Annotated in this window: 22 protein-coding genes; 14 read left to right on the top strand and 8 right to left on the bottom strand. The window is 65.2% G+C overall.

All coding sequences use genetic code 11. From position 1 onward, the window contains the following. Positions 1–74: 74 nt before the first annotated feature. On the top strand, positions 75–1,478 hold the full coding sequence (locus F6X62_RS03980; protein WP_151924953.1) for a cytosine permease: 1,404 nt from the start codon (positions 75–77) through the stop codon (positions 1,476–1,478). 43 nt (positions 1,479–1,521) lie between these two features. Here F6X62_RS03980 and F6X62_RS03975 read toward each other — a convergent pair whose 3' ends face one another. Continuing rightward, positions 1,522–3,132, bottom strand: a complete 1,611-nt coding sequence (locus tag F6X62_RS03975; RefSeq protein WP_371926207.1) for a methyl-accepting chemotaxis protein — start codon at positions 3,130–3,132, stop codon at positions 1,522–1,524. Positions 3,133–3,380: 248 nt separating this feature from the next. Beyond that, entirely contained in the window at positions 3,381–4,583 is a 1,203-nt protein-coding gene (locus F6X62_RS03970) for an NAD(P)/FAD-dependent oxidoreductase (protein WP_153772751.1), read from the bottom strand. A 278-nt stretch (positions 4,584–4,861) separates the two neighbouring features. On the opposite strand from F6X62_RS03970, the gene F6X62_RS03965 reads away from it, so the two are divergent. Next, positions 4,862–5,404, top strand: coding sequence for an Rrf2 family transcriptional regulator (locus F6X62_RS03965; RefSeq protein WP_065862557.1), 543 nt, complete (start codon positions 4,862–4,864; stop codon positions 5,402–5,404). Here F6X62_RS03965 and F6X62_RS03960 read toward each other — a convergent pair. Further along, positions 5,401–5,739 carry a cupin domain-containing protein gene (locus tag F6X62_RS03960; RefSeq protein WP_063545275.1) on the bottom strand — a complete coding sequence of 113 codons (339 nt, stop codon included), beginning with the start codon at positions 5,737–5,739 and terminating at the stop codon, positions 5,401–5,403. The two genes, F6X62_RS03965 and F6X62_RS03960, sit on opposite strands and share 4 nt — an antisense overlap. Before the next feature lie 140 nt (positions 5,740–5,879). Between F6X62_RS03960 and F6X62_RS03955 the strand changes: the two genes are divergently transcribed. Together F6X62_RS03955 and F6X62_RS03950 are read left to right on the top strand one after the other, a co-directional pair. After that, a complete protein-coding gene (locus tag F6X62_RS03955) occupies positions 5,880–6,779 on the top strand; it encodes a LysR family transcriptional regulator (RefSeq protein ID WP_063545274.1) in 900 nt (299 codons plus the stop codon). 113 nt (positions 6,780–6,892) lie between these two features. Then, complete coding sequence (locus F6X62_RS03950) at positions 6,893–8,092, top strand: MFS transporter (RefSeq protein WP_153772750.1); 1,200 nt, start codon at positions 6,893–6,895, stop codon at positions 8,090–8,092. A 64-nt stretch (positions 8,093–8,156) separates the two neighbouring features. Here the strand turns inward: F6X62_RS03950 and F6X62_RS03945 are convergent, their stop codons facing one another. Next, on the bottom strand, positions 8,157–8,816 hold the full coding sequence (locus tag F6X62_RS03945; protein WP_153772749.1) for an HAD family phosphatase: 660 nt from the start codon (positions 8,814–8,816) through the stop codon (positions 8,157–8,159). A 94-nt stretch (positions 8,817–8,910) separates the two neighbouring features. Here F6X62_RS03945 and lexA point away from each other — a divergent pair, with 94 nt between their 5' ends. Genes lexA through F6X62_RS03925 form a run of 4 tightly spaced genes read left to right on the top strand, consistent with a single transcriptional unit; the run spans position 8,911 to position 14,650 of the window. Next, positions 8,911–9,528 (top strand): transcriptional repressor LexA, encoded by a 618-nt coding sequence (lexA, locus tag F6X62_RS03940; protein ID WP_063545264.1) that lies wholly within the window; start codon positions 8,911–8,913, stop codon positions 9,526–9,528. Then, complete coding sequence (gene imuA, locus F6X62_RS03935) at positions 9,528–10,148, top strand: translesion DNA synthesis-associated protein ImuA (RefSeq protein ID WP_153772748.1); 621 nt, start codon at positions 9,528–9,530, stop codon at positions 10,146–10,148. The genes lexA and imuA overlap by 1 nt, the downstream gene beginning before the upstream one ends. A 6-nt stretch (positions 10,149–10,154) precedes the next feature. Further along, on the top strand, positions 10,155–11,573 hold the full coding sequence (locus tag F6X62_RS03930) for a DNA polymerase Y family protein (protein ID WP_153772747.1): 1,419 nt from the start codon (positions 10,155–10,157) through the stop codon (positions 11,571–11,573). After that, positions 11,570–14,650, top strand: coding sequence for an error-prone DNA polymerase (locus F6X62_RS03925; RefSeq protein WP_153772746.1), 3,081 nt, complete (start codon positions 11,570–11,572; stop codon positions 14,648–14,650). The genes F6X62_RS03930 and F6X62_RS03925 overlap by 4 nt, the downstream gene beginning before the upstream one ends. Here F6X62_RS03925 and F6X62_RS03920 read toward each other — a convergent pair. Further along, positions 14,647–16,065, bottom strand: coding sequence for a PLP-dependent aminotransferase family protein (locus F6X62_RS03920; RefSeq protein WP_153772745.1), 1,419 nt, complete (start codon positions 16,063–16,065; stop codon positions 14,647–14,649). The genes F6X62_RS03925 and F6X62_RS03920 overlap by 4 nt on opposite strands. A gap of 333 nt (positions 16,066–16,398) precedes the next feature. On the opposite strand from F6X62_RS03920, the gene F6X62_RS03915 reads away from it, so the two are divergent. After that, complete coding sequence (locus tag F6X62_RS03915; protein WP_063545261.1) at positions 16,399–17,811, top strand: amino acid permease; 1,413 nt, start codon at positions 16,399–16,401, stop codon at positions 17,809–17,811. A 57-nt stretch (positions 17,812–17,868) separates the two neighbouring features. On the opposite strand, the gene F6X62_RS03910 is transcribed toward F6X62_RS03915, so the two are convergent. Continuing rightward, complete coding sequence (locus tag F6X62_RS03910; protein WP_153772744.1) at positions 17,869–18,603, bottom strand: FecR family protein; 735 nt, start codon at positions 18,601–18,603, stop codon at positions 17,869–17,871. A 151-nt stretch (positions 18,604–18,754) separates the two neighbouring features. Here F6X62_RS03910 and tam point away from each other — a divergent pair, with 151 nt between their 5' ends. Further along, on the top strand, positions 18,755–19,531 hold the full coding sequence (gene tam, locus F6X62_RS03905) for a trans-aconitate 2-methyltransferase (RefSeq protein WP_153772743.1): 777 nt from the start codon (positions 18,755–18,757) through the stop codon (positions 19,529–19,531). Here tam and F6X62_RS03900 read toward each other — a convergent pair. Together F6X62_RS03900 and F6X62_RS03895 are read right to left on the bottom strand one after the other, a co-directional pair. After that, complete coding sequence (locus F6X62_RS03900; protein WP_054891563.1) at positions 19,521–19,892, bottom strand: DUF2784 domain-containing protein; 372 nt, start codon at positions 19,890–19,892, stop codon at positions 19,521–19,523. The two genes, tam and F6X62_RS03900, sit on opposite strands and share 11 nt — an antisense overlap. A gap of 94 nt (positions 19,893–19,986) precedes the next feature. Beyond that, complete coding sequence (locus tag F6X62_RS03895) at positions 19,987–20,856, bottom strand: LysR substrate-binding domain-containing protein (protein WP_125929634.1); 870 nt, start codon at positions 20,854–20,856, stop codon at positions 19,987–19,989. Positions 20,857–21,095: 239 nt separating this feature from the next. On the opposite strand from F6X62_RS03895, the gene F6X62_RS03890 reads away from it, so the two are divergent. The 4 genes from F6X62_RS03890 (at position 21,096) to F6X62_RS03875 (ending at position 25,761) form a co-directional block, all read left to right on the top strand. Further along, complete coding sequence (locus tag F6X62_RS03890; protein ID WP_153772742.1) at positions 21,096–22,412, top strand: MFS transporter; 1,317 nt, start codon at positions 21,096–21,098, stop codon at positions 22,410–22,412. 14 nt (positions 22,413–22,426) lie between these two features. Continuing rightward, on the top strand, positions 22,427–23,818 hold the full coding sequence (locus F6X62_RS03885) for an FAD-dependent oxidoreductase (protein ID WP_153772741.1): 1,392 nt from the start codon (positions 22,427–22,429) through the stop codon (positions 23,816–23,818). Between the two features lie 213 nt (positions 23,819–24,031). Next, complete coding sequence (locus F6X62_RS03880; RefSeq protein WP_023631852.1) at positions 24,032–24,742, top strand: YebC/PmpR family DNA-binding transcriptional regulator; 711 nt, start codon at positions 24,032–24,034, stop codon at positions 24,740–24,742. A 74-nt stretch (positions 24,743–24,816) separates the two neighbouring features. Next, on the top strand, positions 24,817–25,761 hold the full coding sequence (locus F6X62_RS03875) for a LysR family transcriptional regulator (RefSeq protein ID WP_054891560.1): 945 nt from the start codon (positions 24,817–24,819) through the stop codon (positions 25,759–25,761). Positions 25,762–25,847: the final 86 nt, after the last annotated feature.

The following is a 25,847-nucleotide window of genomic DNA, read 5'->3' as shown; positions in this document are numbered from 1 at the left end:
TGGTCTTCAGCTGAGAGGCCGCCCCGAGCGGTTTCCATACAAAGATAAAAATGATCCTTTCGAGCTGAAATCCTATGTCCCAACCGTCGTCGCAACACCAGTTTGTCGAGAATCACACGGTCGATCATGTTCCCCCCTCCGAGCGCCACGGGAAGGCGCGCGACCTCTTCACCCTCTGGTTCAGTACCAATATCGCGCCACTGCCGATCGTCACCGGCGCGATGGTGGTCCAGGTGTTCCACCTGAACCTGCTGTGGGGCCTGGTCGCCATCGTGATGGGGCATCTGCTGGGCGGGATCGTCATCGCCCTGGCCTCTGCGCAGGGACCGCAGCTGGGCATTCCGCAGATGGTGCAGAGCCGCGGCCAGTTCGGGCGCTACGGCGCATTGCTGATCGTGTTCTTCACCGCGCTGATCTATGTCGGCTTCTTCATTTCCAACATCGTCCTGGCGGGCAAGTCGATCCACGGCATCGCTCCGAGCGTGCCGATGCCCACGGCCATCGTCATCGGTGCCCTGAGCGCCACGGCCATTGGCGTGATCGGCTATCGCTTCATCCATAGCCTGAACCGCATCGGTACCTGGGTGATGGGCTCGGCGCTGCTGGCCGGCTTCATCATGATGTTCGCCCAGGAGCTGCCAGCCGACTTCTTCAGTCGCGGGGCCTTCAACCTGTCGGGCTTCATCGCCACGGTGTCGCTGGGCACCATCTGGCAGATCAGCTTCTCGCCCTACACCTCGGATTATTCGCGCTACCTGCCGCGCGAGATCGGTATCGCCAAGCCGTTCTGGGCGACTTATTTCGGCGCGACCCTGGGCACCATCCTGTGCTTCAGCTTCGGGGCGGTGGCGGTGTTGTGCGTGCCGGAAGGCACCGATGCGATGGATGCGGTCAAGCAGGCCACCGGCTGGTTGGGACCGATCCTGATGGTGCTGTTCCTGCTCAACATCATCAGCCACAACGCGCTGAATCTGTATGGCGCGGTGCTGTCGATCGTTACCGCGATCCAGACGTTCGTCGCCCACTGGACGCCGAGCGTGCGGGTGCGGGTAGTGCTGGCGTCGGTGATCCTGTTCGGGTGCGGGCTGGTGGCGCTGAATGCCTCGGCGGGGTTCATCGGCCAGTTCATCGGCCTGATCCTGGCACTGCTGCTGGTGCTGGTGCCCTGGGCGTCGATCAACCTGGTCGACTTCTACCTGATCAAGAAGGGCGAATACGACATCGCCTCGTTCTTCCGCGCCGATGGCGGCATCTACGGTCGCTTCAACCACCACGCCATCGTTGCCTATGTATGCGGGATCCTGGTGCAACTGCCGTTCGCCAATACGGCGCTGTATGTGGGGCCGTATTCGAACATCGTCGAAGGCGCCGACCTGTCGTGGCTGTTCGGGTTGCTGGTGACGGTGCCGCTCTATTATTGCCTGGCCACTCGCGGCAAGGCGCTGAAGGCGGGGCGTGCGCTAGGTGTGAGCGACTAGTTGATGTGCAAGAGGGCCGCAAAGCGGCCCTCGGTGTTTCAGTTCACACCTTGAACTGCGCCACCATCCCGTTCAATTCCACCGCCAGGCGCGAGAGATCCTGCGCCGCGGCGCTGGTCTGGTTGGCTCCCGCAGAGGTCTGCATCGCCAGGTCACGGATGTTCACCAGGTTGCGGTCTACCTCACGCGCCACCTGGGCCTGCTCTTCGGACGCGCTGGCGATCACCAGGTTGCGCTGGTTGATCGCGGCGATCGCCTCGGCAATCAGCTCCAGTGCCTGACCTGCGGCCTCGGCGATCTCCAGGGTGCCGCTGGCACGGCCCTGGCTGCTGTGCATCGAACCCACGGCGCGCTCGGTGCCGGTCTGGATACCCCCGATCATCTGCTCGATCTCGGCCGTGGACTGCTGGGTCCGATGGGCCAGCGCCCGCACTTCATCGGCGACCACGGCAAAGCCACGTCCGGCTTCACCGGCCCGCGCCGCTTCGATGGCGGCGTTGAGCGCCAGCAGGTTGGTTTGCCCGGCGATCGAGCCGATCACATCGAGCACTCGGCTGATTTCGTTGGCGCTGGTGGCCAGTTGTTCGATCTCGCTGGAGGTGCCGGTGACGTCCTCGACCAGTTGCTGGATCGAGCTCAGCGCCTGGTTGACCTGGTCGCGGCCATCGCGGGTGGTCTGGTCGGCGCCCCTGGAGGCGTCGGCGGTGCTGACCGCGTTGTTGGCCACTTCCTCCACCGCAGCGGTCATCTGGTTGACCGCAGTGGCGGCCTGGTCGATCTCCGCGCTCTGCTGGTGCAGGCCGCGGCTGGTGTCTTCGGTGACGGTGTGCAGCTCTTCGGACGCCGAGGCCAACTGGTCGGACGAGGCCGCGATCTTGCGGATGGTGTCGCGCAGGCTTTCCTGCATGCGGCTCAAGGCCCGCAGCAGCAGCGCCGGCTCGTCACGACCGACGATGCGGATTTCCTGGGTCAGGTCGCCGGTGGCCACGCGCTCGGCAACGCTCACGGCTGCGGCCAGCGGTACGACGATGCTGCGGGTCAGCAGCACGGCGATGGCCACCAGCGCGAGGATGATCACCACCAGCGACAGCACGATCAGTGTAAAGGCTTCTTCATAGGCGTCACTGCTGCGCTGCGAGGCTTTGTCGGCACCGTCGGAGTTGTACTGGATCAGGGTGCCGAGCGCTTTCATCATCGAGTCGGCGTACTCGGCCAGCGGGCCGTTGACCAGGCGCCTGGCCTCGGCAATGTCGCCATTGGCCGCGGCATCGCGGATCGACTTCTGCAAACCGTGGTAGCGCTGGGTGAGAGAGATGAAGTTATCGAACAGGGCGCGGTCGTCCTTTTCGATGATGGTCGATTCGTAGGTTTTGATGCCTGCTTCGAGCGAAGTATTGATCTCGCCGATGCGGCCGAGGGTGGTCTGGCGGACGGCGGGATCTTCCTCGATCACGCTGCGCAGGGTCATGGCGCGGGCGCGGCCGAGGTAGGTGCTGACGTCGTTCAGGGCGATGATCGCCGGCATCCAGGTGACGCGGATTTCATCGGTGGCGCTATCCATGCGCCGGGTTTCGTACAGCGATATCAGACCCATGACCAGCACCAGGACGCCCAGCAGCGTAAATACGCTGGCTGCCCGGATACCAATCTTCATATTCCTTAAGTGCATGGAGCTACTCCTTGAATGTGGCGTGCAGGCTTCAAGCGCTGGGTCGTGGTGCCGGAACCGGCGAAAGGGGCCAGGCGTCTCGGTGCGCTGCGGGAAAGTACAATATCCTTAACTTTAGTAGGTTTTTTGACGTCAATAATGCCACGGTGCCACTATTATTGACCAGTCATTCAATGTAACTACACGTACAAACAGATCCGTCATTTTTTGACGGATCTGTCAGGTTTATTCGCTTAAACGATGGCGATCATTGGATCGGCAGCGGCCAGGGCCTTGCTGCGATCAGCCTCTGGCGGGTAGATCCACACCGAGTTGATCTGGCGCTTGAGCTGCTTGCCTTCATCGCCCTGCAGCTTCAGTTCACGTTCCCAACCTTCGCTGAAGGCCGCGCCCCAGTCGCCCAGATCGAGGCAGGTGACGTACTTGGGCTGGCGATACACCACCGGCGCCTCGCCGAGCAGGTCGGCCATGGCATTGTTGCCCGAGTGACGGCCCATGGGGATGGCGTGCTGGCAGGTCATCAGCGCGTGGTTGCCCAGGTCATCGACTGCGGCCCAGGCCACGTCGCCGGTGGCGTAGATATGCTGCTGGCCGATGACCTTGAGGTGCTCGTCGACGCGCAGGCGACCCTGGGCATCACGTTCGCCGGCGATCTGCGCGGTCAGCGGGCTGGCCTTGACGCCTGCGGTCCAGATCACCGTCTTGCTGGCGATGTACTCGCCGTTGTCCAGGGTCACGCCACCGGCATCCACCGCGATCACCGAAGCATTGGTGAGCCATTGCACGCCGGCGTGCTGTGAGGCGGCAACGATGGCTGGGGTGATGCCGGCACCCAGGGCTGCACCGACCTGTGCGCCGCGATCAATCACGATCACGCGGATATTGGCCTGCTCGCCGAGTACTGCGCGCAAGCGGGCAGGCATTTCGGTGGCGGTCTCGATGCCGGTGAAACCGCCGCCGCACACCACCACGGTGTTGCGGGCCGGGGAGGCCGGCAGGCTGGCGAGGTCGGTCAGGTGTTGCTCCAGCTTGACCGCCGACTCCATCTGGTCGACATCGAAGCTGTGCTGGTCCAGACCCGGTACGGCAGGGCGGGCAACCTGGCTGCCGGCGGCCAGTACCAGGCGTTCGTAACCCAGTTGGCGGGTCTGGCCATTGGCGTCGATATAGGTGACCGAGCGTGCGTCGGCATCGATGGATTGGGCATGGCCCTGGATGAAATTCACCCCTACAGCCTCGAACAGCTCGCCAAGCGGCGCTTTCATCGTGTGCACATCGGCTTCGTAGAAGCGCGGGCGGATGCGCAGTTCGGCCTGCGGCGCGAGCACGCTGATGTGGATGTCGCCACGCTTGGCGAGGTCGAGCAGGCGGGCGGCGCTCAGGGCGCTCCAGACGCCGGCAAAACCGGCACCGATGATCAGGATGTGTGGGTTCATGGACAGGCTCCGCGAGAGGGTCGAAGGGGTTTGGGTCGAGGTTCGGCGTGCGTTGCTGCGCTTGCCGAATAACTACGACTCTATTGGTCGTAGTTTAAAACGACAAGCTTTTTTTTAGCGGGCAGTCGCAGGCGGCCCTCGCTTTGCGGGTGAAGCAGCGATAAGTCAGGTGTTCTGGGCGATTGAGAAAAATAGGCAGGCGACCGATGGTGGCCGATGGCTTTGCCAGTTCCTGGAGAAGGGCGTACTGTTTGCGACAAATTTGGTCGGAGATTGATATGTCGTTATACAGCGCGGGCGTCGAGTACGGCATTCACTGCCTGCTGTTTCTCATCGACGAGCGCGGCGATAGCCGCGAGTCCAGCGTGCGCGATCTCGCCGAACTGCAAGGGGTGCCGCAGGAATACCTGGCCAAGGTCTTCACCAAGCTGGCGCGTGCCGGGCTGGTGGCGGCCACTGAAGGCGTGCGTGGCGGTTTTCGCCTGGCCCGGCCTTCGGACGAAATCACCGTGCTGGATATCGTCAACGCCATCGATGGGCCGAAGAAGATCTTCGATTGCCGCGAGATCCGCGAGCGCTGCTCGCTGTTCGACGGTGCAGCGCCCGGCTGGGCCACCGAGGGCACCTGTGCCATCCATGCGGTGATGCTCAGCGCGCAGAAACGTATGGAAGAGGCACTGGCCCAGCAGACCATCCTCGACCTGGCGCGGCGCTTCGGGCGCAAGGCGCCGGCCGAGTTCGGGCAGAAGGTCAATGACTGGATGAGCGAGCGGCGTGATGGCAAGGGTGGGGCAGGAGACATCGCGCTCAAGCAGCTCTAGCGCGTAGGGGCTGTGTAGAACACTGCCAGCCAGACCGTCGTCGCATCGGCCTGCGTCCACTCCACGCGGTGTCGGCAATGCGGCGGGATATCCAGGTGGTCGCCTGCCTTCAGTACCCGCGTTTCGCTTTCGTGCTCCAGGCGTAACCCGGCGCTGCCGGTGAGAACCACCACCCACTCGCCTTCGGCCTGGTCGTACCAGAAATCGGGCGGGCTGCATTGGCCGCTGGAGACGATGCGCTCGATGCGCAGCCCTGGGCGGCGCAGCAGTTCGTCGAATTGCTCGGCGGCCGCAGGATCGAGCGGGGGCAGGGGGCTGAACAGGTTATCGGGCATGGACGTTTGCCTTTCTTGATTCCGGACGGTGATTGTAGGAAGGTTCCGGGATTTTCCGCACGGAGCTACGTTGTCACGGAGCTACTTTGCGGAACTACTTTACGGAACTATGTCACGGCACTGCGCAAGGAATCACGCCAATGGACAAGCTGCTGGCCATCAAGATGTTCATGGCGACTGTTGAAGCCCAGGGCTTTTCCGCTGCCGGTCGACGGCTCGGGGTCGCGACCTCGTCGGTGACACGCCTGGTCGATGCGTTGGAAAGCGAGCTGGGTACCAGCCTGCTCAACCGCTCGACCCGGCAGGTCAGCCTGACCGAGGCGGGTGTCGGCTACTACCAGCGCGCCCGCGCTATCGTCGCGGCCTTGGCCGAGGCCGATGCCAGCGTCGCCGATCGCGGGCAGGAACCGGTGGGCGTGCTACGCCTGTGCCTGCCGGTGGAGTTCGGGCGGCGGATGATTGCGCCGCACCTGGGCCGCTTCATGGCCCGCTACCCCTCGCTGGAGCTGGATATCGACCTGAGCGACCGCTTCGACGATTTGCTCGACGGGCGCTACGACCTGTCCATTCGCCTGGGTGATCCGGCGCCGAGCGACGAGCTGGTCAGTCGCACCCTGGGCACTTTTGAACGCTGGCTGGTGGCCAGCCCGGATTACCTGGCCAGCCATGCTGCGCTCGAACACCCCGCGCAGTTGAGCGAGCATGCCTGTTTGCGCTTTCGCTATAGCGGCCTGGGGCGACCTTGGCAACTGCGCCAAGGAGACGAGCTGATCGAGGTGGATGTGGCCGGGCCCTTGCGCTGCGCCAACTCCGACTTGCTGCGCGAGGCGGCGGTGGCGGGCAGTGGCGTCAGCCTGCTGGCAGACTGGCTGGTGCGCGACGATGTCGCTGCCGGGCGTCTGGTGCGGTTGTTCCCGGGCTGGCAGGCCAATCCGATCGCTGCCAGTTGCAATATCAACGCCCTGTACCTGCCCAACCATCGCTGGTCGCGGCGGGTAACGGCGTTCATCGAGTTCTGCGAGTCGTTGCTCAGGCCCTGAACGTGGTGGCTTTGCGCCTGGCGCAACGCCGCTTTGCGTTGCGTTCCGATTCCCTCTGCAGGCCCTGGCCGCTAAGGTGCGTGGCATGTCTTGCCATGTGTGAATAATCTGAAATGAGTGCTTCTTTAGCGACATCCTCTACATCCGGCACGTCACTGAGCCGAGGCCTGGTGACGCTGCTGGCGTTCTGCTGTGGTGCCATCGTTGCCAACATCTATTACGCCCAACCCATCGTCGGCCTGATCGCGCCGGACCTTGGGCTGTCCACCGAGCGTGCCAGCCTGATCGTCTCGCTCACCCAGCTGGGCTACGCCCTGGGGCTGCTGTTGCTGGTGCCGTTGGCCGACCTGGTGGAGAACCGTCGGCTGATGATCGCCACGGCTGTGCTGTCCTGCGCCAGCCTGCTCCTGGCGGGCAGCAGCGGGCACGGCCAAGGTGAGCTGTTTCTCGGTTATGCCTTGCTGATCGGCTTCAGTTCGGTGGCGGTGCAGATGCTGATCCCACTGGCTGCGCATCTGTCGCCGGAGCAACAGCGTGGCCGGGTGGTGGGCAACATCATGGGTGGCCTGTTGTTGGGCATCCTGCTGGCGCGGCCCTTGTCGAGCCTGGTGGCCGATCACTTCGGCTGGCGTGCCGTGTTCCTGGGGGCGGCGGTGCTGATGGCGGCAATCGTCGTGCTGCTGGCCGTGACCCTGCCGCGGCGTGTGCCGGAGCACAAGGCCAGCTACGTCGAGTTGATGGCCTCGCTGGGCGGGCTGCTGCGGCGCTACCCGTTGCTGCGCCAGCGCTCGCTGTATCAAGGCTTGATGTTCGCGACGTTCAGCCTGTACTGGACCGCCGTGCCGCTGGCGCTGGCGACCGAGCATGGCCTGTCGCAGAGCCAGATCGCGTTGTTCGCATTGGTGGGCGCGGTGGGCGCCATTGCGGCCCCGATTGCCGGGCGCCTTGCCGATGCCGGGCATGCGCGCCAGGCGTCGTTGCTGGCCCTGGTGCTGGCGCCGTTGTCGCTGCTGTTCGGGCTCAGCGCGCCGGGCTACAGCGTGATCGGCCTGGGGTTGACCGGGGTGCTGCTGGACTTCGCCGTGCAGATGAACATGGTGATCGGCCAGCGTGAGGTGTACGCCCTGGACCCAGCCAGCCGCGGGCGGCTCAATGCCGTGTACATGACCAGCATCTTCATCGGCGGTGCTCTGGGTTCGGCAGTGGCCAGTGCCTTGTATGCGGGTTATGGCTGGAATGGCGTGGCGCTGGTGGGCGCGGTATTGCCGGGGCTGGCGCTGGTGATCTTCCTGAGGGTTGCGCGGCGGGCTTGACCCACCCTTCGGTAGGCGCGGAACACGTCGCAGCGGCGAACCGCCGCGCCTACCGAGGCGAGAGTCAAGCCTGCATCTGTTCGATCAACGCCCACAGCCGTGGGTCGTTGTAATCCTCGATCACCAGTTGCGCGCCGGCCTGCAGCAGGCGCTCGGCCGGCTGGGTGGTGGCCAGGGCCACGGTGAAGATCCCGGCGTCGACCGCCGCCTTCACGCCGGGCAGCGAGTCTTCGAAGGCCAGTGCCTGCGCGGCCTTGGCTTCCAGGCGCTGGAGGCCGGTGAGGTAGGGCAGTGGGTCGGGCTTGGGCCGGGCCAGTTCGTCGGCCACCAGCACATGCTCGAAGCGCTCGCCCAGGCCCATGGCCCCCAGCATGTGCTCGGCGTTCAGCCGCGGGGCATTGGTCACCACGCACATGCCGATGCCATGGCGCTCGGCGTGCTCCAGCAGGCGCAGCAGGCCCGGCATCGGCTCGAGCGTGGGCGACATTTCGCGGAACAGCGCCTCCTTGCGGTCGGCCAGGTCCTTGCACTCGGCGGCATCGGCCTGGGGGAACAGCTCCTTGAACAGCAGGCCATTGGAGCGGCCGCTGACCTGGGCGTTGAATTGCTCCTGGGTCAGTTCGCGGCCGTCGTAATCGTGCAGCAGCTTGCGAAACGCCTGCAGGTGCAGGGTGTCGGTGTCGGTGAGGGTCCCATCGAGGTCGAACAGCAGGGCGGTCAGCATCGGGCATCCTGGCAGTGAAGAAACAATTCAGCAGCCATCATAGCCAAACTCGGCGACGAAGGGGGCTGTTCAGTGTTTTCGGAAAAGAGTACAAATGTGCTCCATGGACAAATTATCCCCCAAACGCCGCGCCATTCTCGAATTCATCCGCGAGCGCATCGCCGACCACGGCCAGCCGCCGAGCCTGGCCGATATCGCCGAGCGCTTCGGTTTCGCCTCGCGCAGCGTGGCGCGCAAGCACATCACTGCCCTGCATGAGGGTGGTTACATCGAGGTCACGCCTAACCAGGCGCGGGGCATTCGCCTGGCCGAACCGCTGCGCCGACCGGAAATCCTCGAGATTCCGGTGCTTGGCCGGGTCGCCGCCGGTGCGCCGATCGGTCCGGACCTGGGCATCCACGAACAATTGCTGATCGACCCCAGCCTGTTCCGTCGCACGCCCGACTACCTGCTCAAGGTGCGGGGCGATTCGATGATCGGCGACGGTATCCTCGACGGCGATCTGGTTGGCATTCTCCAGCAGGGCGATGCCCGCGACGGGCAGATCGTCGTTGCGCGGCTCGATGGCGAGGTCACCATCAAGCGCCTGCAACGGGTGGCGGGTGGCTATCGGCTGCTGCCACGCAACCCGGCCTATGCCCCCATCGACGTGGGCCCCGAGCACGACTTCTGCATCGAAGGTGTGTTCTGCGGCCTGCTGAGGCGTGACTGATGGGCGCGGTAGTCGATCTCGATGGGCTGCTCGACCAGCGCCGAATCTGGCGTGGGCGGCAGGTCCAGGCACGCCCGCTCGGCTTGCAGCCCACCGGTCATGCCGCGCTGGACGAGCGCCTGCCTGAAGGGGGCTGGCCATCGGCGGCGCTCAGCGAGTTGCTGCTGGCCAGCCCCGGTTGCGGTGAACTGCAGTTGCTCTGGCCGACCCTCGCCCGGCTGAGCGGCGAGGGTGGGCGGGTGGTGCTGGTAGCGCCGCCGTTCATTCCCTACGCGCCGGCCTGGCAGGCGGCAGGCGTCGATCTGCGCTGGCTGGCGCAGGTCGCGGCCGAGCCAGACCATGCCCTGTGGGCTGCCGAGCAGTGCCTGCGCTCTGGCAGTTGTGCGGCGGTACTGTGCTGGCCGGAGCGCGCCGACGACCGCTCATTGCGCCGCCTGCAGGTTGCCGCTGAAACTGGTGAGGCGCTGGCCTTCGCCTGCCGACCACAGCAGGCGGCGCACAATCCGTCGCCTGCGGCTTTGCGTATCGCCATCGATACGCGTCCGGCGCAGTGGCGAGTGCTCAAGTGCCGTGGCGGCCTGGTGCCGGCCACGCCCATCGCCGCTCCCGGACGAGGCTGATGCGCCATGCTCTGGGCCTGCATCCTGCTGCCGCAGCTGGCGCTGGACACCGTTCAGCGCGGGCGTGACGACGCCGATTCGCCGCTGGTACTGCTTGGCGGCCCAGCGCAACGACGGGTGTTGCAGGCGGTCAATGCGGCGGCCGCCGACCTGGGGCTGCGCGCCGGCCAGACGCTGACTGCCGCCCGCGCCCTGGCTGACGGCTTCACCTGTGTCGAAGCCGATCCGGCGCGCATCGACGAAGTACAGCAACTGTTGGCGGCCTGGGCCTACCGGTTCAGCGCTCAGGTCAGCCTGCACTATCCGCGTGCGTTGTTGCTGGAGGTGGGGTCGAGCCTGCAACTGTTCGGTCCGTGGACGAGTTTCGAGGCGCGTCTGCGTACAGAACTGCAGGAACTCGGCCTGCGTCATCGCATTGTGCTGGCGAGCAATCCGGTGGCGGCGCGCATGCTGGTCAACGGGCACGATGGCCTGGCGCTGACCTGCGCCGAGCAGACGCGCGCAGCATTGGCGAACATGCCTCTGGATCGGGTCGGCTTGCCTGCCGATGCCGCCCAGGCCCTCTCGCGCATGGGGTTGCGCCGGCTGGGCGAGGTCATGGCCTTGCCGCGTGATGCCCTGGCCAAGCGTTTTGCCGCGCCTGTGCAGTTGCACCTGGACCAACTTTTCGGCCAGCGTGCGCTGGGGCTGGATTTCTATCAGCCGCCAGACCGGTTCGAGTCCAGGCTGGAGCTGAATTTCGATGTGGAATCGCACCAGGCATTACTGTTTCCCCTGCGCCGGCTGATCAATGACCTGGCCGCTTTTCTTGCTGGGCGCGACTGCGGCGTGCAGCGCTTCGAGCTACATCTGGAGCATGTAGAAGGGCCGGATACCGTGCTGAAGGTTGGCTTGCTGGCGGCCGAGCGCGAAGCGGCGATGCTCTTCGAACTGGCCCGTGGCCGGCTGGAGCCGCTGCGGATTTCGGCGCCGGTGCGCAACGTGCGCCTGCTGGCCGCCGACCTGCCAGCGTTCGTGCCACAGCATCGCGCGCTGTTCGATCCGCGTTCGCAGCAAGCCCAGCCCTGGGAGCAGTTGCGCGAGCGCTTGCGTGCCCGGTTGGGCGACGAGGCGGTCAAAGGCCTGCGCGCAGAAGCCGATCATCGCCCCGAGCACGCCTGGCAAGCCAGCGAGCAGGGCGCTGCGGGCAGCCTGGCAGTCGCGCCCGGCAGCCGTCCTGGCTGGTTGCTGCCCCAGGCCCTGGCCTTGCCCGAGGGTGGCCTGCAATGGCTTGGCCAAGCCGAGCGCATCGAATCGGGCTGGTGGGATGGCGGAGATGTGCGCCGTGACTACTACCGCATCGAAACCCGCGAAGGGTTGCGCGGTTGGGCCTACCGCGACCTCGCCCAACCCGGCCCCTTGTGGCTGCAGGGCTGGTTCGCATGAGCCTGCCTGAGTACGCCGAGCTGCATTGCCTGTCGAATTTCAGTTTTCAGCGCGGCGCCTCCAGCGCCGACGAGCTGTTTCGTCGTGCCCAAGAGCAGGGCTATCAGGCCCTGGCAATCACCGACGAATGTACCCTGGCCGGGATTGTCCGCGCCTGGCAGGCGGCCCGCGAGCATGGCGTACGACTGATCGTCGGCAGCGAAGTGCAGGTGCAGGATGGGCCGCGCCTGGTGCTGCTGGTGGAGAACCTGACCGGCTACCAGAGCCTCTGCGCGCTCATTACCCGCGCGCGGCGTCGGGCAGAGAAGGGCGAGTATCGATTGCTGGCCGAAGACCTGCAGGCGCATTGCTCAGGCTTGCTGGCGCTGTGGATCGCTGACGACCCTGGCGACCCCGAACCCGGCCGCTGGTTGCAGGCACTGTTCCCCGAACGGCTGTGGCTGGCAGTGCACCAGCACCGTGGCAGCGACGACGCAGCGCGCTTGCAGCGTTTGCGTGCCCTGGCCGGGCAACTGGCGATTCGTGCCGTGGCCTGTGGCGACGTGCACATGCATGTACGTGGTCGTCGCGCCTTGCAGGACTGCATGACCGCGATCCGCCAGCACTGCACGGTGGCCGAGGCCGGGCGTTACCTCTACCCCAATGGCGAACGCCACCTGCGTAGCCGCGAGCAACTGGCCGAGCTGCACCCCGGCGACCTGCTGAGCGAAACCCTGGTCATTGCCGAGCGCTGCCGCTTCGACCTGAGCGAGCTGAAGTACCAGTACCCCCGTGAGCTGGTCCCTGAAGGCCACAGCCCGGCGAGCTGGTTGCGTTACTTGTGCGAGCAGCGTCTGTCGATACGCTGGCCGCAGGGTGCCAGCGCCGAGGTGTACCAGACGCTTGAGGGCGAACTGACGCTGATCGAGGAACTGGGCTACGAAAGCTACTTTCTCACCGTCCACGACATCGTCGATTTCGCCCGCCGGCAGAATATCCTCTGCCAGGGGCGGGGCTCTGCCGCCAATTCGGTGGTGTGTTTCGTGCTGGGGATCACCGAGCTCGACCCGATGACTCACCGCCTGCTGTTCGAGCGATTTCTCTCACGTGAGCGCAATGAACCGCCCGACATCGACGTGGACTTCGAACACGACCGCCGCGAAGAGGTGATCCAGTATGTGTTCAGGCGCTATGGCCGGCACCGCGCGGCGCTTACCGCGGTGGTCAGCACCTATCACGCTGCTGGCGCCGTGCGTGACGTGGCTCGGGTGCTGGGTCTGCCGAGCGACCAGGTGGATGCCCTGGCCAAATGCTGCGGGCGCTGGAGCGATCGCATTCCCGATGCGCAGCGCCTGGCCGAGGCTGGTTTCGAGGCGCAGAGCCCATCGTTGCGGCGTATCCTGGTGCTGGCGGGTGAGCTGATCGGTTTCCCTCGACACCTGTCGCAACACCCTGGCGGTTTCGTGATCTGCGAGCAGCCACTGGACCAGCTGGTGCCGGTGGAGAACGCCGCCATGCCCGAGCGCACGGTGATCCAGTGGGACAAGGACGACCTGGACATGGTGGGTCTGCTCAAGGTCGATGTGCTCGCCCTGGGCATGCTCAGCGCCCTGCGCCGTTGTTTCGACCTGCTCCGGCTGCACCGTGGCCGCGAGCTGACCCTGGCCAGCATCCCCCAGGAAGACCCCGCCACCTACGCGATGATCAGCCGCGCCGAGACCATGGGGGTGTTCCAGATCGAGTCGCGGGCACAGATGGCCATGCTGCCGCGCCTGCAGCCGCGCACCTTCTACGACCTGGTCATCGAGGTGGCAATCGTGCGGCCCGGGCCGATCCAGGGGGACATGGTGCATCCCTATCTGCGGCGGCGTCTGAAGCAAGAGCCGGTCACCTATCCTTCGAAAAAACTCGAGGCGGTTTTCGAGCGGACCCTCGGTGTGCCGTTGTTCCAGGAGCAGGTAATGGAACTGGCGATGGTCGCGGCCGACTACACCCCAGGCGAAGCCGACCAGTTGCGCCGCAGCATGGCGGCGTGGAAGCGTCATGGCGGGCTGGAGCCGCATCGGCTGCGCTTGCTCGACGGCATGTTGCGCAATGGTTACGAGCTGGCCTTTGCCGAACGCATCTTCGAGCAGATCAAGGGGTTCGGCAGCTATGGCTTTCCCGAGTCCCACGCCGCCAGTTTCGCCTTGCTGTGCTACGCCAGCAGTTGGCTCAAGTGCCACGAGCCGGCGATCTTCACCTGCGCGTTGATCAACAGTTGGCCGATGGGGTTCTACAGCCCCGACCAGCTTTTGCAGGAGGCGCGTCGACAGGGCATCGAGGTGCGACCGGTGGATGTCGTTCACAGCGTCTGGGACTGCACCCTGGAACCGCAAGGCGGTGATGCCCTGGCGATTCGCCTGGGGCTGCGGCAGGTCCGTGGTTTCGGCGAGGACGATGCCCGGCGCCTGGAGCAGGCGCGGGCACAGCGGCCATGGCGGGATGTCGAGGATCTGTGCCTGCGTGCGTCCCTCGACAGCCGCGCCCGCGCGCGCCTGGCCGATGCCGGTGCCTTGCGTGCCCTGGCTCGCGATCGCCATCAGGCACGCTGGCAGGTCGCTGCCGTGCAGGCGCAACTGCCGTTGTTCGCTGGGGTCGAGTCTGCGCCTGAAAGCGAAGTGAGCTTGCCGGCGCCGAGCATCGCCGAAGACCTGTTCGCCGACTACGCGACCCTGGGCACCACACTTGGCCCGCATCCCTTGACGCTGCTGCGTTCACGCCTGCGCGCGCTGGGTTGCCGCAGCTCTCGTGAGCTGGATGGCTTGAGCCATGGCGACAGCGTTGCCGTGGCCGGCATCGTCGTGGGTCGCCAGCGCCCGCAGACGGCCAGCGGCGTGACCTTCGTCACCCTGGAAGACGAGTTCGGCATGCTCAACGTGGTGGTGTGGCGGGATCTGGCCGAGCGACAGCGGCGAGCCCTGGTGGGCTCGCAATTGCTCAAGGTCAGTGGCCGGCTGGAGCAGGAAAAGGGTGTCAGACACCTGATCGCGCGGCGGTTGGAGGATGTCAGTGGGTTATTGCGGGGGTTGGATGTAAGGAGTCGGGATTTTCATTAGCCTCGCCTGACATGCCGCACCAACACCTTCTCCAGCAACTCCCACATCCCGGGATCCGTACTGAACGCCACATTGAACCGCATCCACCCCGTGGCCTGCGCATCGACCATGAACAACTGCCCAGGCCCAAGCATGATCCCCTGTTCCAGCGCATCGTCGAGCAGCGCCGCACTATCGGGAATGGCCGGGTGGCGGGTCCAGATGTACATGCCTTCATCCGACTCGATGAACAACTCGAAGCCCAGTCGATGCAGGTGCCGACCCACTTCCTGATGCGCTTCTGCCAGGCGCTGGCGCAGGCGCTTGAGGTGCTTGCGCCAGCGTCCGTCGATCACTGCGGCGTATACCACCCGCTCCATCACCTGCGAGGTGGTCAGCCCTGAACGCATCTTCAACTGCAACAGCTGCTGCATCACCTCGGCTTCGGCCACCAGGTAGCCCACCCGCACGTTGGGCGAGATGCTCTTGGAGTAGCTGCCCACGTATACCACCTGCTGCAGATGATCGAGGCTTGCAAGGCACGGCTGCGGCTCGGCGATCATGTCGGCGTAGAGGTTGTTCTCCACCAGGCGCAAACCATGCTGCGACGCCAGTTGCAGCAGGCGGTGCAACTGCGCGAGCGGCGTACGCGAACAGGTCGGGCTGTGCAGGTGTGGCTGGGTGAAGAACACCGTCGGGCGATGGTGGGCGAGCAAGCGCTCCAACTGGTCGAGGTCGTAGCCCACCGGTGTGCGCGGGACGCCCACCAAGGTCGCGCCCTGAAAGCGCAGGATGCTCATCAGGTTGGGATAGCCTGGGTCGTCCACCAGCACCACATCACCCGGTCGCACCAGGGTGCGCACGGCCAGGTCCAGCGCCTGGCTGGCGCCATGGGTGAGCATCAGTTGCGCAGGGCTGGCGACGATCGACAACTCCTGCTGCAGGTTCTGCGCGGTCAGCGCGCGCAATTCAGGCAGGCCCATCGGATCACCATAGCCAGACAGCTCCAGCGGGCTGCCGGCCACCTGGCGCATGCCGCGACGCAAGCCATCTTCGTACATCCAGTCGTTGGGCAGCCAGCCGCAGCCGGGTTTGAACGGCAGTTGGCGGGTCTCGAAGATCTGTTGCAGGTACCACTCGGAGTTGAACGATAGTCGGGTTGTGTCAGCTTGCGGGGTATGCGTGTCGAGCAACTCGCCCGCCGAGCGGCTGACGAAGAAACCCGCGTTGCCGCGACTGACCAGCAGCCCCTGGGCCACCAGGCGGTCGTAGGCTTCGACCACGGTGAAGGTGCTCACCGAGTAGGTCGAGGCAAACGCGCGGATAGACGGCACCTTGGCGCCGGGCTTGAGGGTCTGGTTGTCGATGAGCTCGCGCAATCCGTCGATGATCTGGTTGACCAGCGGGGTAGGGGAGTCTGGATGTAGTCGCAGCATGGGGTGCCTTCAGGTGTGCATAACGCCAAGCGCCTGCAGGGTGTCGCGGGTGTATTGCATTGGCGGCCTGTACAGTGCAGTGCGAGTTTCATGCCACTGTGCATGGCTCTATGTGGCGGACATTTTTACATTAGGTGTCAGATATCGCCAGATGCAACACGTTCAGTTCGCCCGAGCGGCAACCCTCGGGCGCGTCAGCAGGCCGCCATGGATGGTCTGCGTGTGTTCTTCACACCTCCTGCCCGCAATAGCGCTGATGTACAGGTGAGGCCGATAACCATCGGGGTTTCACAGTTTTTCCTTGGATAAAAAGAAGCACGGGGTACACAACTGATGGACGCAACATCCACATCCACCACTTCCGCGGAAGGCGGGCACGAGAGCAAGCTCAGTGCCTCGCTCAAGTCGCGCCACCTGACGATGATGTCGATCGCCGGGGTCATTGGCGGCGCCTTGTTCGTCGGCTCCGGCAGCGTGATCCACAGCGCCGGCCCAGCGGCTGTCTTGGCGTACCTCGCCGGCGGCATCCTGGTGGTGCTGATCATGCGCATGCTCGGCGAGATGGCGACTTCCTCGCCGGACACCGGCTCGTTCTCGACCTACGCCGACCGCGCCATCGGGCGCTGGGCCGGTTTCACCATCGGTTGGCTGTACTGGTGGTACTGGGTCATCCTCATGGCCTGGGAAGCCTACGTGGCGGGCAAGATCCTGCATGGCTTCTTCCCTGATGTCAGCGTCAACGTGTTCGTGCTGGCGACCACCTTGTTGCTGATCACCGTGAACTTCTTCAACGTCAAGCACTACGGCGAATTCGAGTTCTGGTTCGCCTTGATCAAGGTGGTGGCGATCGTCTGTTTTCTGGTGGTGTGTACCGCCGCCGTGATGAACGTCTGGCAGTTCGGTGAGGTGCGCGGCATCACCCACCTGACCGCCGAAGGCTTCATGCCCAACGGCATCACCACGGTGATCGGCGCCTTGCTCGGCGTGATGTTCGCCTTCCTCGGTGCCGAGATCGTGACCATCGCGGCTTCGGAAGCGAAGGACCCGGCTACCCAGATCGTCAAGGCCACCAACTCGGTGGTGTGGCGTGTGTGCCTGTTCTACGTCGGCTCGATCTTCCTGATCGTCTGCCTGGTGCCGTGGAACGATCCGCACCTGGGCGTTTCCGGCTATGGCGCCTACCGTCGCACCCTGGAACTGCTGGGTGTGCCGTATGCCGAGCTGCTGATGAACTTCGTGGTGTTGACCTCGGTGAGCAGTTGCCTGATCTCCGGCCACTACACCGCTTCGCGCATGCTCTTCTCGCTGTCGCAGCGCGGTGATGCACCGTCGTTCTTCAAGATCACCCGCACCGGGACCGGCGTGCCGGTATACGCGATCCTCGGCTCCTGCGCCGTGGCGGTGGTCTGTGCGCTGATCAACTTCAGCGAGACCCTGCGCCCGAAGGACGTACTGGAAACCCTGATGAACACCACCGGCATGATCGCCCTGCTGGTGTACCTGGTGATCGCCTTCTCGCAGCTGCGCATGCGCCGCAAGCTGATCGCCGAGGGCCGTGAGGTGCGCCTGAAGATGTGGCTGTTCCCCTGGCTGACCTACCTGGTGATCGCCTTCATCGTTGCCGCACTGGTGACCATGGCCTTCATGCCTGACTACCAGATCCTAGTGATTTCCACCGGTATCGCCGCGGCCATCGTGGTGGCCATGGGTGTGGTGCATCAGATCCGTAGCGCCAAGCGGCACTGATCGCTACCTGGGTTGTACTGAAAACGCGGCCGGCTCCTCCAGGGACCGGCCGCGTTTTCATTTGCGCCGCACCACCGTCAGCCAATCGGTGTAACGGGCGACCTTGATCGGCAGGGCGGCCTGCAGGTCATCCAGGGCCTGGTCGGTGTCGTCCAGGGCCAGGTCGTCGGCGACCTTCAGGTCGGCCAGCGAGGGGGCATCGAACAGCAGCAGGCCACGGTGGTGCCGGGCCAGGCGCTCGAGCGTTTCGTTCAACGGCTGACCATCGCCGGGTAGGCGCTCCAGATACCAGGCTGCCTGGGTATCGCCGGTATCGACCTGGGTCAGGGTGCCGGGGGTGATGCCATCGAAGCGCAACTGCTGGCCGCGGTTGAGCGAGCGTTGGCGGTCGTTGCCCGCCAGTTCGACCCGCCCCTCCAGCACGGTGACTTCGCTGCTGTCCTGCAGCCGTTCGACGATCAGTTTCGCGTCCAGCGGCCGCAGGCTGCCGTGTGGGGTGACGATGAACAGCGGGCGCGTATCGCCCCGCGCCACCTCCAGCAACAGTTGGCCCTTGAGCAGGTCGATCCGTCGCTGGGCGCGGTCGAACGTCAGGTCCACGGCCGACCCGTTGTCCAGGGTCAACAGGCTGCCGTCCTCCAGTTGCCGGGTCAGGCGGTTCTGGCTGTCGGTGGACAGGTCGGACAGCTCGAAGCCCTGGCCCATCCAGGGCGAGGCGAGCAGGAAGGAGGCGCCGATCAACGCAAGGATGGCCAGAGGCAGGGCAAGACGCGGATAGGGGAAGGCATTCATGGCAAGCGACGTGTGGAGGTTATGCGGATGACCTCCAGCATAGGCTGTCGGTTCCTGTTTTCGTTCAGGCGAAGCGGATCGGTCAGGCCGATACCCCGGACGCTCGGCAAAAGGCCTATGCTAGCGCTTCCAACTGCCGAAGGAGTCGCCCATGGCCTGGTCCGCCACCCAATATTCGCTCTTCGAAAATGAACGCACCCGCGCCGTGCGCGATCTGCTCGCGGCCGTGCCACCGCGGCCGGTGCGCCATGCCACTGACCTTGGTTGCGGCCCTGGCAACTCCACCGAGGTCTTGCTGCAACAGCATGGCGACGCCCAGGTGCTGGCCTTGGACAGCGACCAGGACATGATCGACAAGGCGCGCGAGCGACCACGCCTGAACGTGCCACGGGTGCGTTGCGAGGTAGCCGATATCGCCACCTGGAAGGCTGCCGAACCCCAGGACCTGATCCTCGCCAACGCGTCGTTGCAATGGGTGCCGAACCACCGTGAGCTGTACCCGCACCTGATCCGCCAGCTTTCCGAGGGTGGCAGCCTGGCGGTGCAGACTCCCGACAACCTTGACGAACCTGCCCACAAGCGCATGCGCGAGATTGCCAGCCAAGGCCCGTGGAAAGACAAGTTCAGCGATTTTTCCTTGCCACCGCGACACAGCGGCGCGTTCTACTACGACCTGCTCAGCCCGCTGTGCGAACGCGTGGATGTGTGGCGTACCACCTATCACCATGTCCTCGAAGGCGGCGCGAGCGCCGTGGTGGAATGGTTCAAGGGTTCGGGCCTGCGGCCGTACCTGGCGCGGCTGGACGAGGCCGAGCGCGAAAGCTTCCTGCAGCTCTACTTGCAGGCCATGGAGCAGGATTACCCGAAAGCCACCGATGGCAAGGTGTTGCTGCCGTTCCCGCGGTTGTTCGTGGTCGCTACCCGCTAGCACGCCACCCGCGCCAGAGCACATAGCCATAGATGCCAAGGTTGAGCAGCAACACGATCAACCCGAGCAGCACCTGGATCTGCGGTGTCAGCCCGGCAGGGTAGATCAGCGGCCAGACATAGTGCTCGACGAACCCACCTTGGTAGCCAGCCTGGCCGGCTGCCAGGCGCATGCGGTTTTCCCAGCCGGTCAGCGGGCACTGCAGATGCAGGCATTCCACCGAAAGCCCCCAGGCCAGGGCCGGCAGATGCAGGAGCAGGGCGCGACGCCAGCGCAGCACCAGCAGGCCGCCGAACAGCACCAGCAGGATGAAGGCCAGGTGCAGCAGGACCAGGGCGTCGGCGCTTAGGCGGTAGAGCATGGTGGGCGGGGTCCGCTGTGGGGCGAGTCATCAGCATAGGGCAGATTGCAGGGTTGTCGGGGCCGGCCTGATCGCAGGGGCGGCACCGATGGAGTCACAGCGCCTCTTGCACCATCTGCAGAAACGTCGCCACCACTCGTCGCGTGCGTTGTTCGCTCAGGCACACCAGCGTCTCGGTCAGGTGGCGTTGGCAATCGACGATGGGCAGCGCGCACACCCGTGAGTCGGCGCCGAACTCCGCCGCCGACACCACCCCCACGCCAATCCCCACCACCACCGCTTCACGCGCCGCTTCACGTCCCTCGACCTGGATGGCCGGGCGGATGCGCAGGCCCGCGCGCTGCATCTCTTCTTCCAGGGTCTGGCGTGTCACCGAGCCGGGCTCACGCAAGACCAGCGGCGTGTCGTCCAGGTCGGCCAGGCTGATCGAGGCGCGGCTGGCCCAAGGGTGGTCCCGGGACACGAAGGCCACCATCGGGTCACGCCGCATCGGCACGCAGAACAGCCGCTCGTCATCGACGTCGCGCCCGAGCAGGGCCAGGTCGGCCTGGTAGCTGAACAGGCGCGCCAGCGACTCATCGGTGTTGCCCGTCTCGATCTTGACCTGAATCCCCGGGTAGCGCTGGCAGAAGCGCGCAACCTGCGGCAGTACGTGCACGGGGGCATCCACCGCCAGCACCAGGCTGCCGGTGTGCAGGGCTCGCGAATCCTGCAGCAGCTCCAGGGCTTCGGCTTCACAGGCGAACAGGCGTTGGCTGATGCCCAACAGGCGTTCGCCCAGGTCGGTGAGCTGCACCGAGCGCTTGTTGCGCTGGAACAGCAGCACGCCGAAGCGTTCCTCCAGCTTGCGCACCTGGTCGGACACCGCCGGCTGGGTGAGGAAGAGTTTCTCGGCGGCCCGGGTGAAGCTGCCGTGTTCGGCCACGGCGTGAAAGGCCTTGAGCTGCGCTTGCGAGACCGACATGAACACCTCGGAACAGGTTCATTTAAAAGCTGGGCTTATGTGTGAAATACGATAAATCGATTTTATTTATCAGTCATCAGCTGCTTCCATGTCGCTCAACCCGAGGCGGCGCCAAAAGCGCCTGCACCGGGCCATGGTCCAGCCAGATGACGTCCCTCCGTCATGCAGTGCGCAACACAACAACAAGACAGGCGTTTCTTCACATTCTGCCGGCACACTCAGCAAGAGGTCAGAGTCAAATGAACCAGTCTTTCGGTGCCATCAAGCGGTGGCGCATGCAGATCTTCGCCATCACCTGGCTGGCCTACGCCGCCTTCTACTTCACCCGCAAGGCCTTCTCGGTCGCCAAGCTTGGCATTGCTGAAGATCCAGGCTTCATGCTCGACAAGGCCGCCATGGCCAACCTCGACGCGATCTACCTGGCGGCCTACGCCGTGGGCCAGTTCACCTGGGGCATGCTCGCCGACCGCTTCGGCCCACGCGTGGTGGTACTCGGCGGCCTGCTGATCTCGGCCGCAGCAGCGGTGGTGATGGGCAGTTACGCGACCTTCCCGATCTTCGCCACCTGCATGCTGATCCAGGGCCTGGCGCAGTCGACCGGCTGGGCAGGGCTGTGCAAGAACATCGGCAGTTTCTTCCCGTCGTCCCAGCGTGGCCGGGTACTTGGGCTATGGAGTTCGTGCTACGCCTTTGGCGGCCTGGTGGCCTCGCCCTTTGCCGGGTGGTGGGCGTACACCCTGGTTGGCAGCTGGCACGCAGCGTTTTTCTCCAGCGCCGTGGTGGTGGCAGCGGTAGCGCTGCTGTTCTTCTTCTTGCAGCGCAACAAGCCCGAAGACGTCGGCCTGCCGGCGGTGGAGCCGGAGCCGCAGAGCATGACGCCAGGCGCGAACCTGTGCAGTGTCTGGGCGCCGCTGCGCGAAATCCTGCGCAACCGCACGGTACTCACGTTGGGTCTTGCCTACTTCATGCTCAAGCCGGCGCGCTACGCCATTCTGCTGTGGGGGCCGGTGATCGTTTTCGAGCAGATGCCCTCGGTAGGCAAGGTTGGCGCGGCGATCATTCCCACAGCCTTCGAGCTGGCCGGGTTGCTCGGGCCGATCCTCATCGGCCTGGCCTCGGACAAGCTGTTCGGTGCCCGGCGCATGCCTGCCTGCGTGATCAGCCTAGTGCTGCTGACCTTCACCCTGGCGGGTTTCATGGCCGCAATGCACAGCGGCAGTGTGGTTCTGGTCGTTGCGCTGTTGTTCGTCATGGGCCTGACCCTGTACGGACCTGACTCGATGATCAGCGGCGCGGCCGCGATCGACTTCGGCACCGCCAAGGCCGGCGCCACGGCAGCCGGGTTCGTCAATGGCTGCGGCTCGGTGGGTGCGGTGTTGGGTGGCCTGCTGCCGGGCTATTTCGACAGCGTCACGGTGTTCATCGTGTTCGCCGGCGCTGCGCTGTTCTCCGCCCTGGTGCTGCTGCCGCACTGGAACAGCCGCCCGGCCAGTGCGGAGGCGGTACATGACGTGGCCCCCAACACCGGCATGGCGATCAAGCCGGTACGTACCTGAAGGAAAGTGAAACGATGAGACCGTTCTGGCTGCAACAGGCCCTGGATCCGCAAAACGAAGCGGTATGCCCGCCGCTGCAAGGTGATGTGCGCTGTGATGTGTGTATCGTCGGTGGCGGCTATACCGGCTTGTGGACCGCGCTGATGCTCAAGGAGGCGGTGCCGGCGCTGGATGTGCTGCTGATCGAGGCGGATATCTGCGGCGCCGGTGCCAGCGGGCGCAATGGTGGTTGTGCGCTGTCGTGGTCGGCCAAGTACTTCACCCTGGAGCGCTTGTTCGGTGTGGCCGAGGCGGTGCGCCTGGTCCGTGAGTCGGAGCGCAGTATCGCGGCCATCGGCACGTTCTGCGCCGAACATCACATCGACTGCGACTACCGCATGGACGGCACCTTGTATACCGCCACCAATGCCGCCCAGGTCGGCAGTACCGATGCGGTGATCGCGGCGCTGCAGCGCCAGGGCATCAACTCGTTCCAGCGTCTGGCGCTGGATGAGGTGCAGCGTCGGGCAGGCTCTGACCGCCACCGGGAAGGCTGGTTCTCGCCAGCGGCCGCCACGGTACAGCCGGGCAAGCTGGTGCGTGGCCTGCGCCGGGTCGCGCTGCAGCTCGGCGTGCGCATCCACGAGGGCACGGCGATGACCAGCCTTGAGCACGGCGTCCCGGTGCAGGTGCGCACTGCCCACGGCACCGTGCGTGCCGACCGGGTCGTGCTAGGCCTGAATGCCTGGATGGCGCGACAGTTTGCGCAGTTCGAGCGCAGCGTGGCGATCGTCTCCAGCGACATGGTGATCACCGAGCCGTGCCCCGAACTGTTGCGCCAGACGGGCCTGGAGACCGGCATCAGCGTGCTCGATTCGCGCATCTTCGTGCATTACTACCACAACACCCCCGACGGTCGGCTGATGCTCGGCAAGGGCGGCAATACCTTCGCCTATGGCGGGCGCATGCTGCCGGTCTTCGATCAGCCATCGCCCTATCGATCGCTGCTGAAACGGACCTTGGGCGAGTTCTTCCCGGCGCTGGCCGAGGTGCCGCTGGCCGCGAGCTGGAACGGGCCATCGGATCGCTCGGTGACCGGCTTGCCGTTCTTCGGCCGGCTGGACGGGCAGGGCAACGTGTTCTACGGCTTCGGCTATTCCGGCAGCGGGGTAGGGCCTTGCCACATGGGCGGGCAGATCCTTTCGTCGCTGGCCCTGGGGATGGACAACGCCTGGACGCGCTCGCCCCTGGTCAAGGGGCCGCTGGGGCAGTTCCCGCCGGAGCCGATCCGCTACCTGGGGTCGCTGATGGTGCGCGATGCCGTGCGGCGCAAGGAGCGCGCCGAAGACCGAGGGCTGCGCCCGCGGCGGCTGGATGTGCGGTTGGCGAAGTTCGCGGCGGCGGCGGGGAAGGCGGACAAGGGCTGAGTCGGTGTGGGCTTTTTCGCGGGCAAGTCGGGTCGCCGCACCGCCGCTCCCACAGGTACCCACCGCTTGCAGGGGCGGCGGTTCGCCGCTGCGAGTTGCCCGCGAATGTCCGCCATGCGATTTCTTGTCGATCCCACCCGCGAGGGCGTATAAACTCTCCCCACTTTTGGCCGGTCGCTTCCTGAACCGGCCGCTGAGACAAAGAGAGTCGAGATGGGCGCACAGTGGAAAGCCAAGCATAGAGAAACGGCCGCCAACGCCAAGGGCAAGATCATGGGCAAGTTGGCCAAGGAGATCCAGATCGCGGCCAAGTCGGGCGCCGACCCGGACATGAACCCGCGTCTGCGCTTGGCGATCGTCCAGGCCAAGAAAGCCTCGATGACCCGCGAAACCCTCGAGCGTGCGATCAAGAAAGGCGCTGGCCTGGATGGCGAGGCGGTGCAGTACCATGCCGTCAGCTACGAGGGCTTTGCCCCGCACCAGGTGCCGCTGATCGTCGAATGCCTGACCGACAACGTGAACCGTACCGTCGCCCAGATCCGGGTGTTGTTCCGCAAGGGCCAGCTCGGCGCAAGCGGCTCGGTGGCCTGGGACTTCAACCATGTCGGTCTGATCGAGGCTACCCCGGAAGGTGATGCCGACCCGGAAATGGCCGCCATCGAAGCTGGCGCCCAGGACTTCGAAGACGGCGAGGAAGAGGGCTCGACCCTGTTCATCACCGACACCACCGACCTGGACGCGGTGCAGAAGGCCCTGCCCGAGCATGGTTTCACCGTCACCTCGGCGAAGATTGGCTATACCCCGAAAAACCCGGTGAGCGCCGCCAGCCTGAGTGCTGAAGCCCTGGCCGAGGTCGAGGCCTTCCTCGAGGCGATCGACGAGAACGAAGACGTGCAGAACGTCTATGTCGGTCTGACGGACTGACTTCCTGCCGGGCCGCCTCGCGGCCCGATGGGCCCCGCCATGGGGCCCTCCACCTCACCCGCGCAGGTCACCCCATGACCCCCACCTTCGCCTCACTGAGCCTGGCCCACCTGCGCACCCTCGATTGCCTCCTGCAATTGAAGAACCTCAGCCACGCCGCCGAGCGCCTGGGTTGCAGCCAGTCGGCCCTCAGTCGGCAGCTCGCTCACCTGCGCGATGCCTTCGGCGACCCGCTGCTGGTCCGCCAGGGGCGCGGCTATGTGCTCAGCGAACATGCCGAAACCTTGGTCGAACCCTTGCGCCAGGTGCTCGATGAGCTCAGCGCCCTGCGCCAGCCTGCCGCCTTCGACCCGGCGCGTTGCGAGCGGCGTTTCTGCATCGCCGCCTCCGACTATGTGGCCGAGCACATCCTTCCGGACCTGGTGACGGCACTGGAGCATGAGGCGCCCGGGGTATCCCTCGAGTACCGCACCTGGCAGGCCGGCCAATACGCCTCGCTGGCCAGTGGTGAGGTCGATCTGGCCACCACACTGTTCGATGAGTCCCCGCCCAACCTGCATGGCCGGCTGCTCGGTGAAGACCGTGCGGTGTGCCTGATGGCGGGCGGGCATCCGCTGGCCGCCTGCACCACGATCAGCCAGGACGACTACCTTGCCTACCGCCATGTGCGGGTTTCCGGCGGCGGCGACAAGGACAGCTTCATCGACCGACACCTGCGTGCCCAGGGCCTGCAGCGGCGCATGCAGCTGCAGGTGCCGTTCTTCAGTGCCATGGTGCAGGTGATCGGCAATGGTCAGGCGTTGGCCACGGTGCCGGAGCATATCGCCCGCCAGCTTTGCCGTTTGCATGGCCTGGCCTGGCGGCCGCTGGGCTTCATCGAGCACAGTCAGCGCTACTGGGTGGTCTGGCATCAGCGCTTGCAGGCCTCGGCCGAGCACCGCTGGTTGCGTAACCGGGTATTCGAGCTGTGGCGCCAGTCGTCGTTTGGCGTGCAGGGCGGGGATGCGCGGTTGCGATAGCAGCTATGCGCGAAACGGGGTTATTGCCCGACGGCGGGTTGCCTAGACTGGGCTGATTGCGGGGTGTCGGTGCTGACACCTCATCC

Source organism: Pseudomonas sp. MNR3A (assembly GCF_009650575.1).
Classification (GTDB): Bacteria; Pseudomonadota; Gammaproteobacteria; order Pseudomonadales; family Pseudomonadaceae; genus Aquipseudomonas; species Aquipseudomonas machongensis.
The sequence above is the reverse complement of the archived record's forward strand: the minus strand, read 5'-3'. Positions and strand labels throughout refer to the sequence as shown.

Excerpts from the sequence above, each read along its gene's own strand:
- F6X62_RS03910 (WP_153772744.1), bottom strand. The coding sequence starts at position 18,603 with ATGAATGCCTTCCCCTATCCGCGTCTTGCCCTGCCTCTGGCCATCCTT.
- F6X62_RS03975 (WP_371926207.1), bottom strand. The coding sequence starts at position 3,132 with ATGAAGATTGGTATCCGGGCAGCCAGCGTATTTACGCTGCTGGGCGTC.
- tam (WP_153772743.1), top strand. The coding sequence starts at position 18,755 with ATGGCCTGGTCCGCCACCCAATATTCGCTCTTCGAAAATGAACGCACC.
- imuA (WP_153772748.1), top strand. The coding sequence starts at position 9,528 with ATGGGCGCGGTAGTCGATCTCGATGGGCTGCTCGACCAGCGCCGAATC.
- F6X62_RS03900 (WP_054891563.1), bottom strand. The coding sequence starts at position 19,892 with ATGCTCTACCGCCTAAGCGCCGACGCCCTGGTCCTGCTGCACCTGGCC.
- F6X62_RS03920 (WP_153772745.1), bottom strand. The coding sequence starts at position 16,065 with ATGCTGCGACTACATCCAGACTCCCCTACCCCGCTGGTCAACCAGATC.
- F6X62_RS03955 (WP_063545274.1), top strand. The coding sequence starts at position 5,880 with ATGGACAAGCTGCTGGCCATCAAGATGTTCATGGCGACTGTTGAAGCC.
- F6X62_RS03960 (WP_063545275.1), bottom strand. The coding sequence starts at position 5,739 with ATGCCCGATAACCTGTTCAGCCCCCTGCCCCCGCTCGATCCTGCGGCC.
- F6X62_RS03980 (WP_151924953.1), top strand. The coding sequence starts at position 75 with ATGTCCCAACCGTCGTCGCAACACCAGTTTGTCGAGAATCACACGGTC.
- F6X62_RS03895 (WP_125929634.1), bottom strand. The coding sequence starts at position 20,856 with ATGTCGGTCTCGCAAGCGCAGCTCAAGGCCTTTCACGCCGTGGCCGAA.
- lexA (WP_063545264.1), top strand. The coding sequence starts at position 8,911 with ATGTGCTCCATGGACAAATTATCCCCCAAACGCCGCGCCATTCTCGAA.
- F6X62_RS03890 (WP_153772742.1), top strand. The coding sequence starts at position 21,096 with ATGAACCAGTCTTTCGGTGCCATCAAGCGGTGGCGCATGCAGATCTTC.
- F6X62_RS03875 (WP_054891560.1), top strand. The coding sequence starts at position 24,817 with ATGACCCCCACCTTCGCCTCACTGAGCCTGGCCCACCTGCGCACCCTC.
- F6X62_RS03925 (WP_153772746.1), top strand. The coding sequence starts at position 11,570 with ATGAGCCTGCCTGAGTACGCCGAGCTGCATTGCCTGTCGAATTTCAGT.
- F6X62_RS03915 (WP_063545261.1), top strand. The coding sequence starts at position 16,399 with ATGGACGCAACATCCACATCCACCACTTCCGCGGAAGGCGGGCACGAG.
- F6X62_RS03945 (WP_153772749.1), bottom strand. The coding sequence starts at position 8,816 with ATGCTGACCGCCCTGCTGTTCGACCTCGATGGGACCCTCACCGACACC.
- F6X62_RS03885 (WP_153772741.1), top strand. The coding sequence starts at position 22,427 with ATGAGACCGTTCTGGCTGCAACAGGCCCTGGATCCGCAAAACGAAGCG.
- F6X62_RS03880 (WP_023631852.1), top strand. The coding sequence starts at position 24,032 with ATGGGCGCACAGTGGAAAGCCAAGCATAGAGAAACGGCCGCCAACGCC.
- F6X62_RS03950 (WP_153772750.1), top strand. The coding sequence starts at position 6,893 with ATGAGTGCTTCTTTAGCGACATCCTCTACATCCGGCACGTCACTGAGC.
- F6X62_RS03965 (WP_065862557.1), top strand. The coding sequence starts at position 4,862 with ATGTCGTTATACAGCGCGGGCGTCGAGTACGGCATTCACTGCCTGCTG.
- F6X62_RS03970 (WP_153772751.1), bottom strand. The coding sequence starts at position 4,583 with ATGAACCCACACATCCTGATCATCGGTGCCGGTTTTGCCGGCGTCTGG.
- F6X62_RS03930 (WP_153772747.1), top strand. The coding sequence starts at position 10,155 with ATGCTCTGGGCCTGCATCCTGCTGCCGCAGCTGGCGCTGGACACCGTT.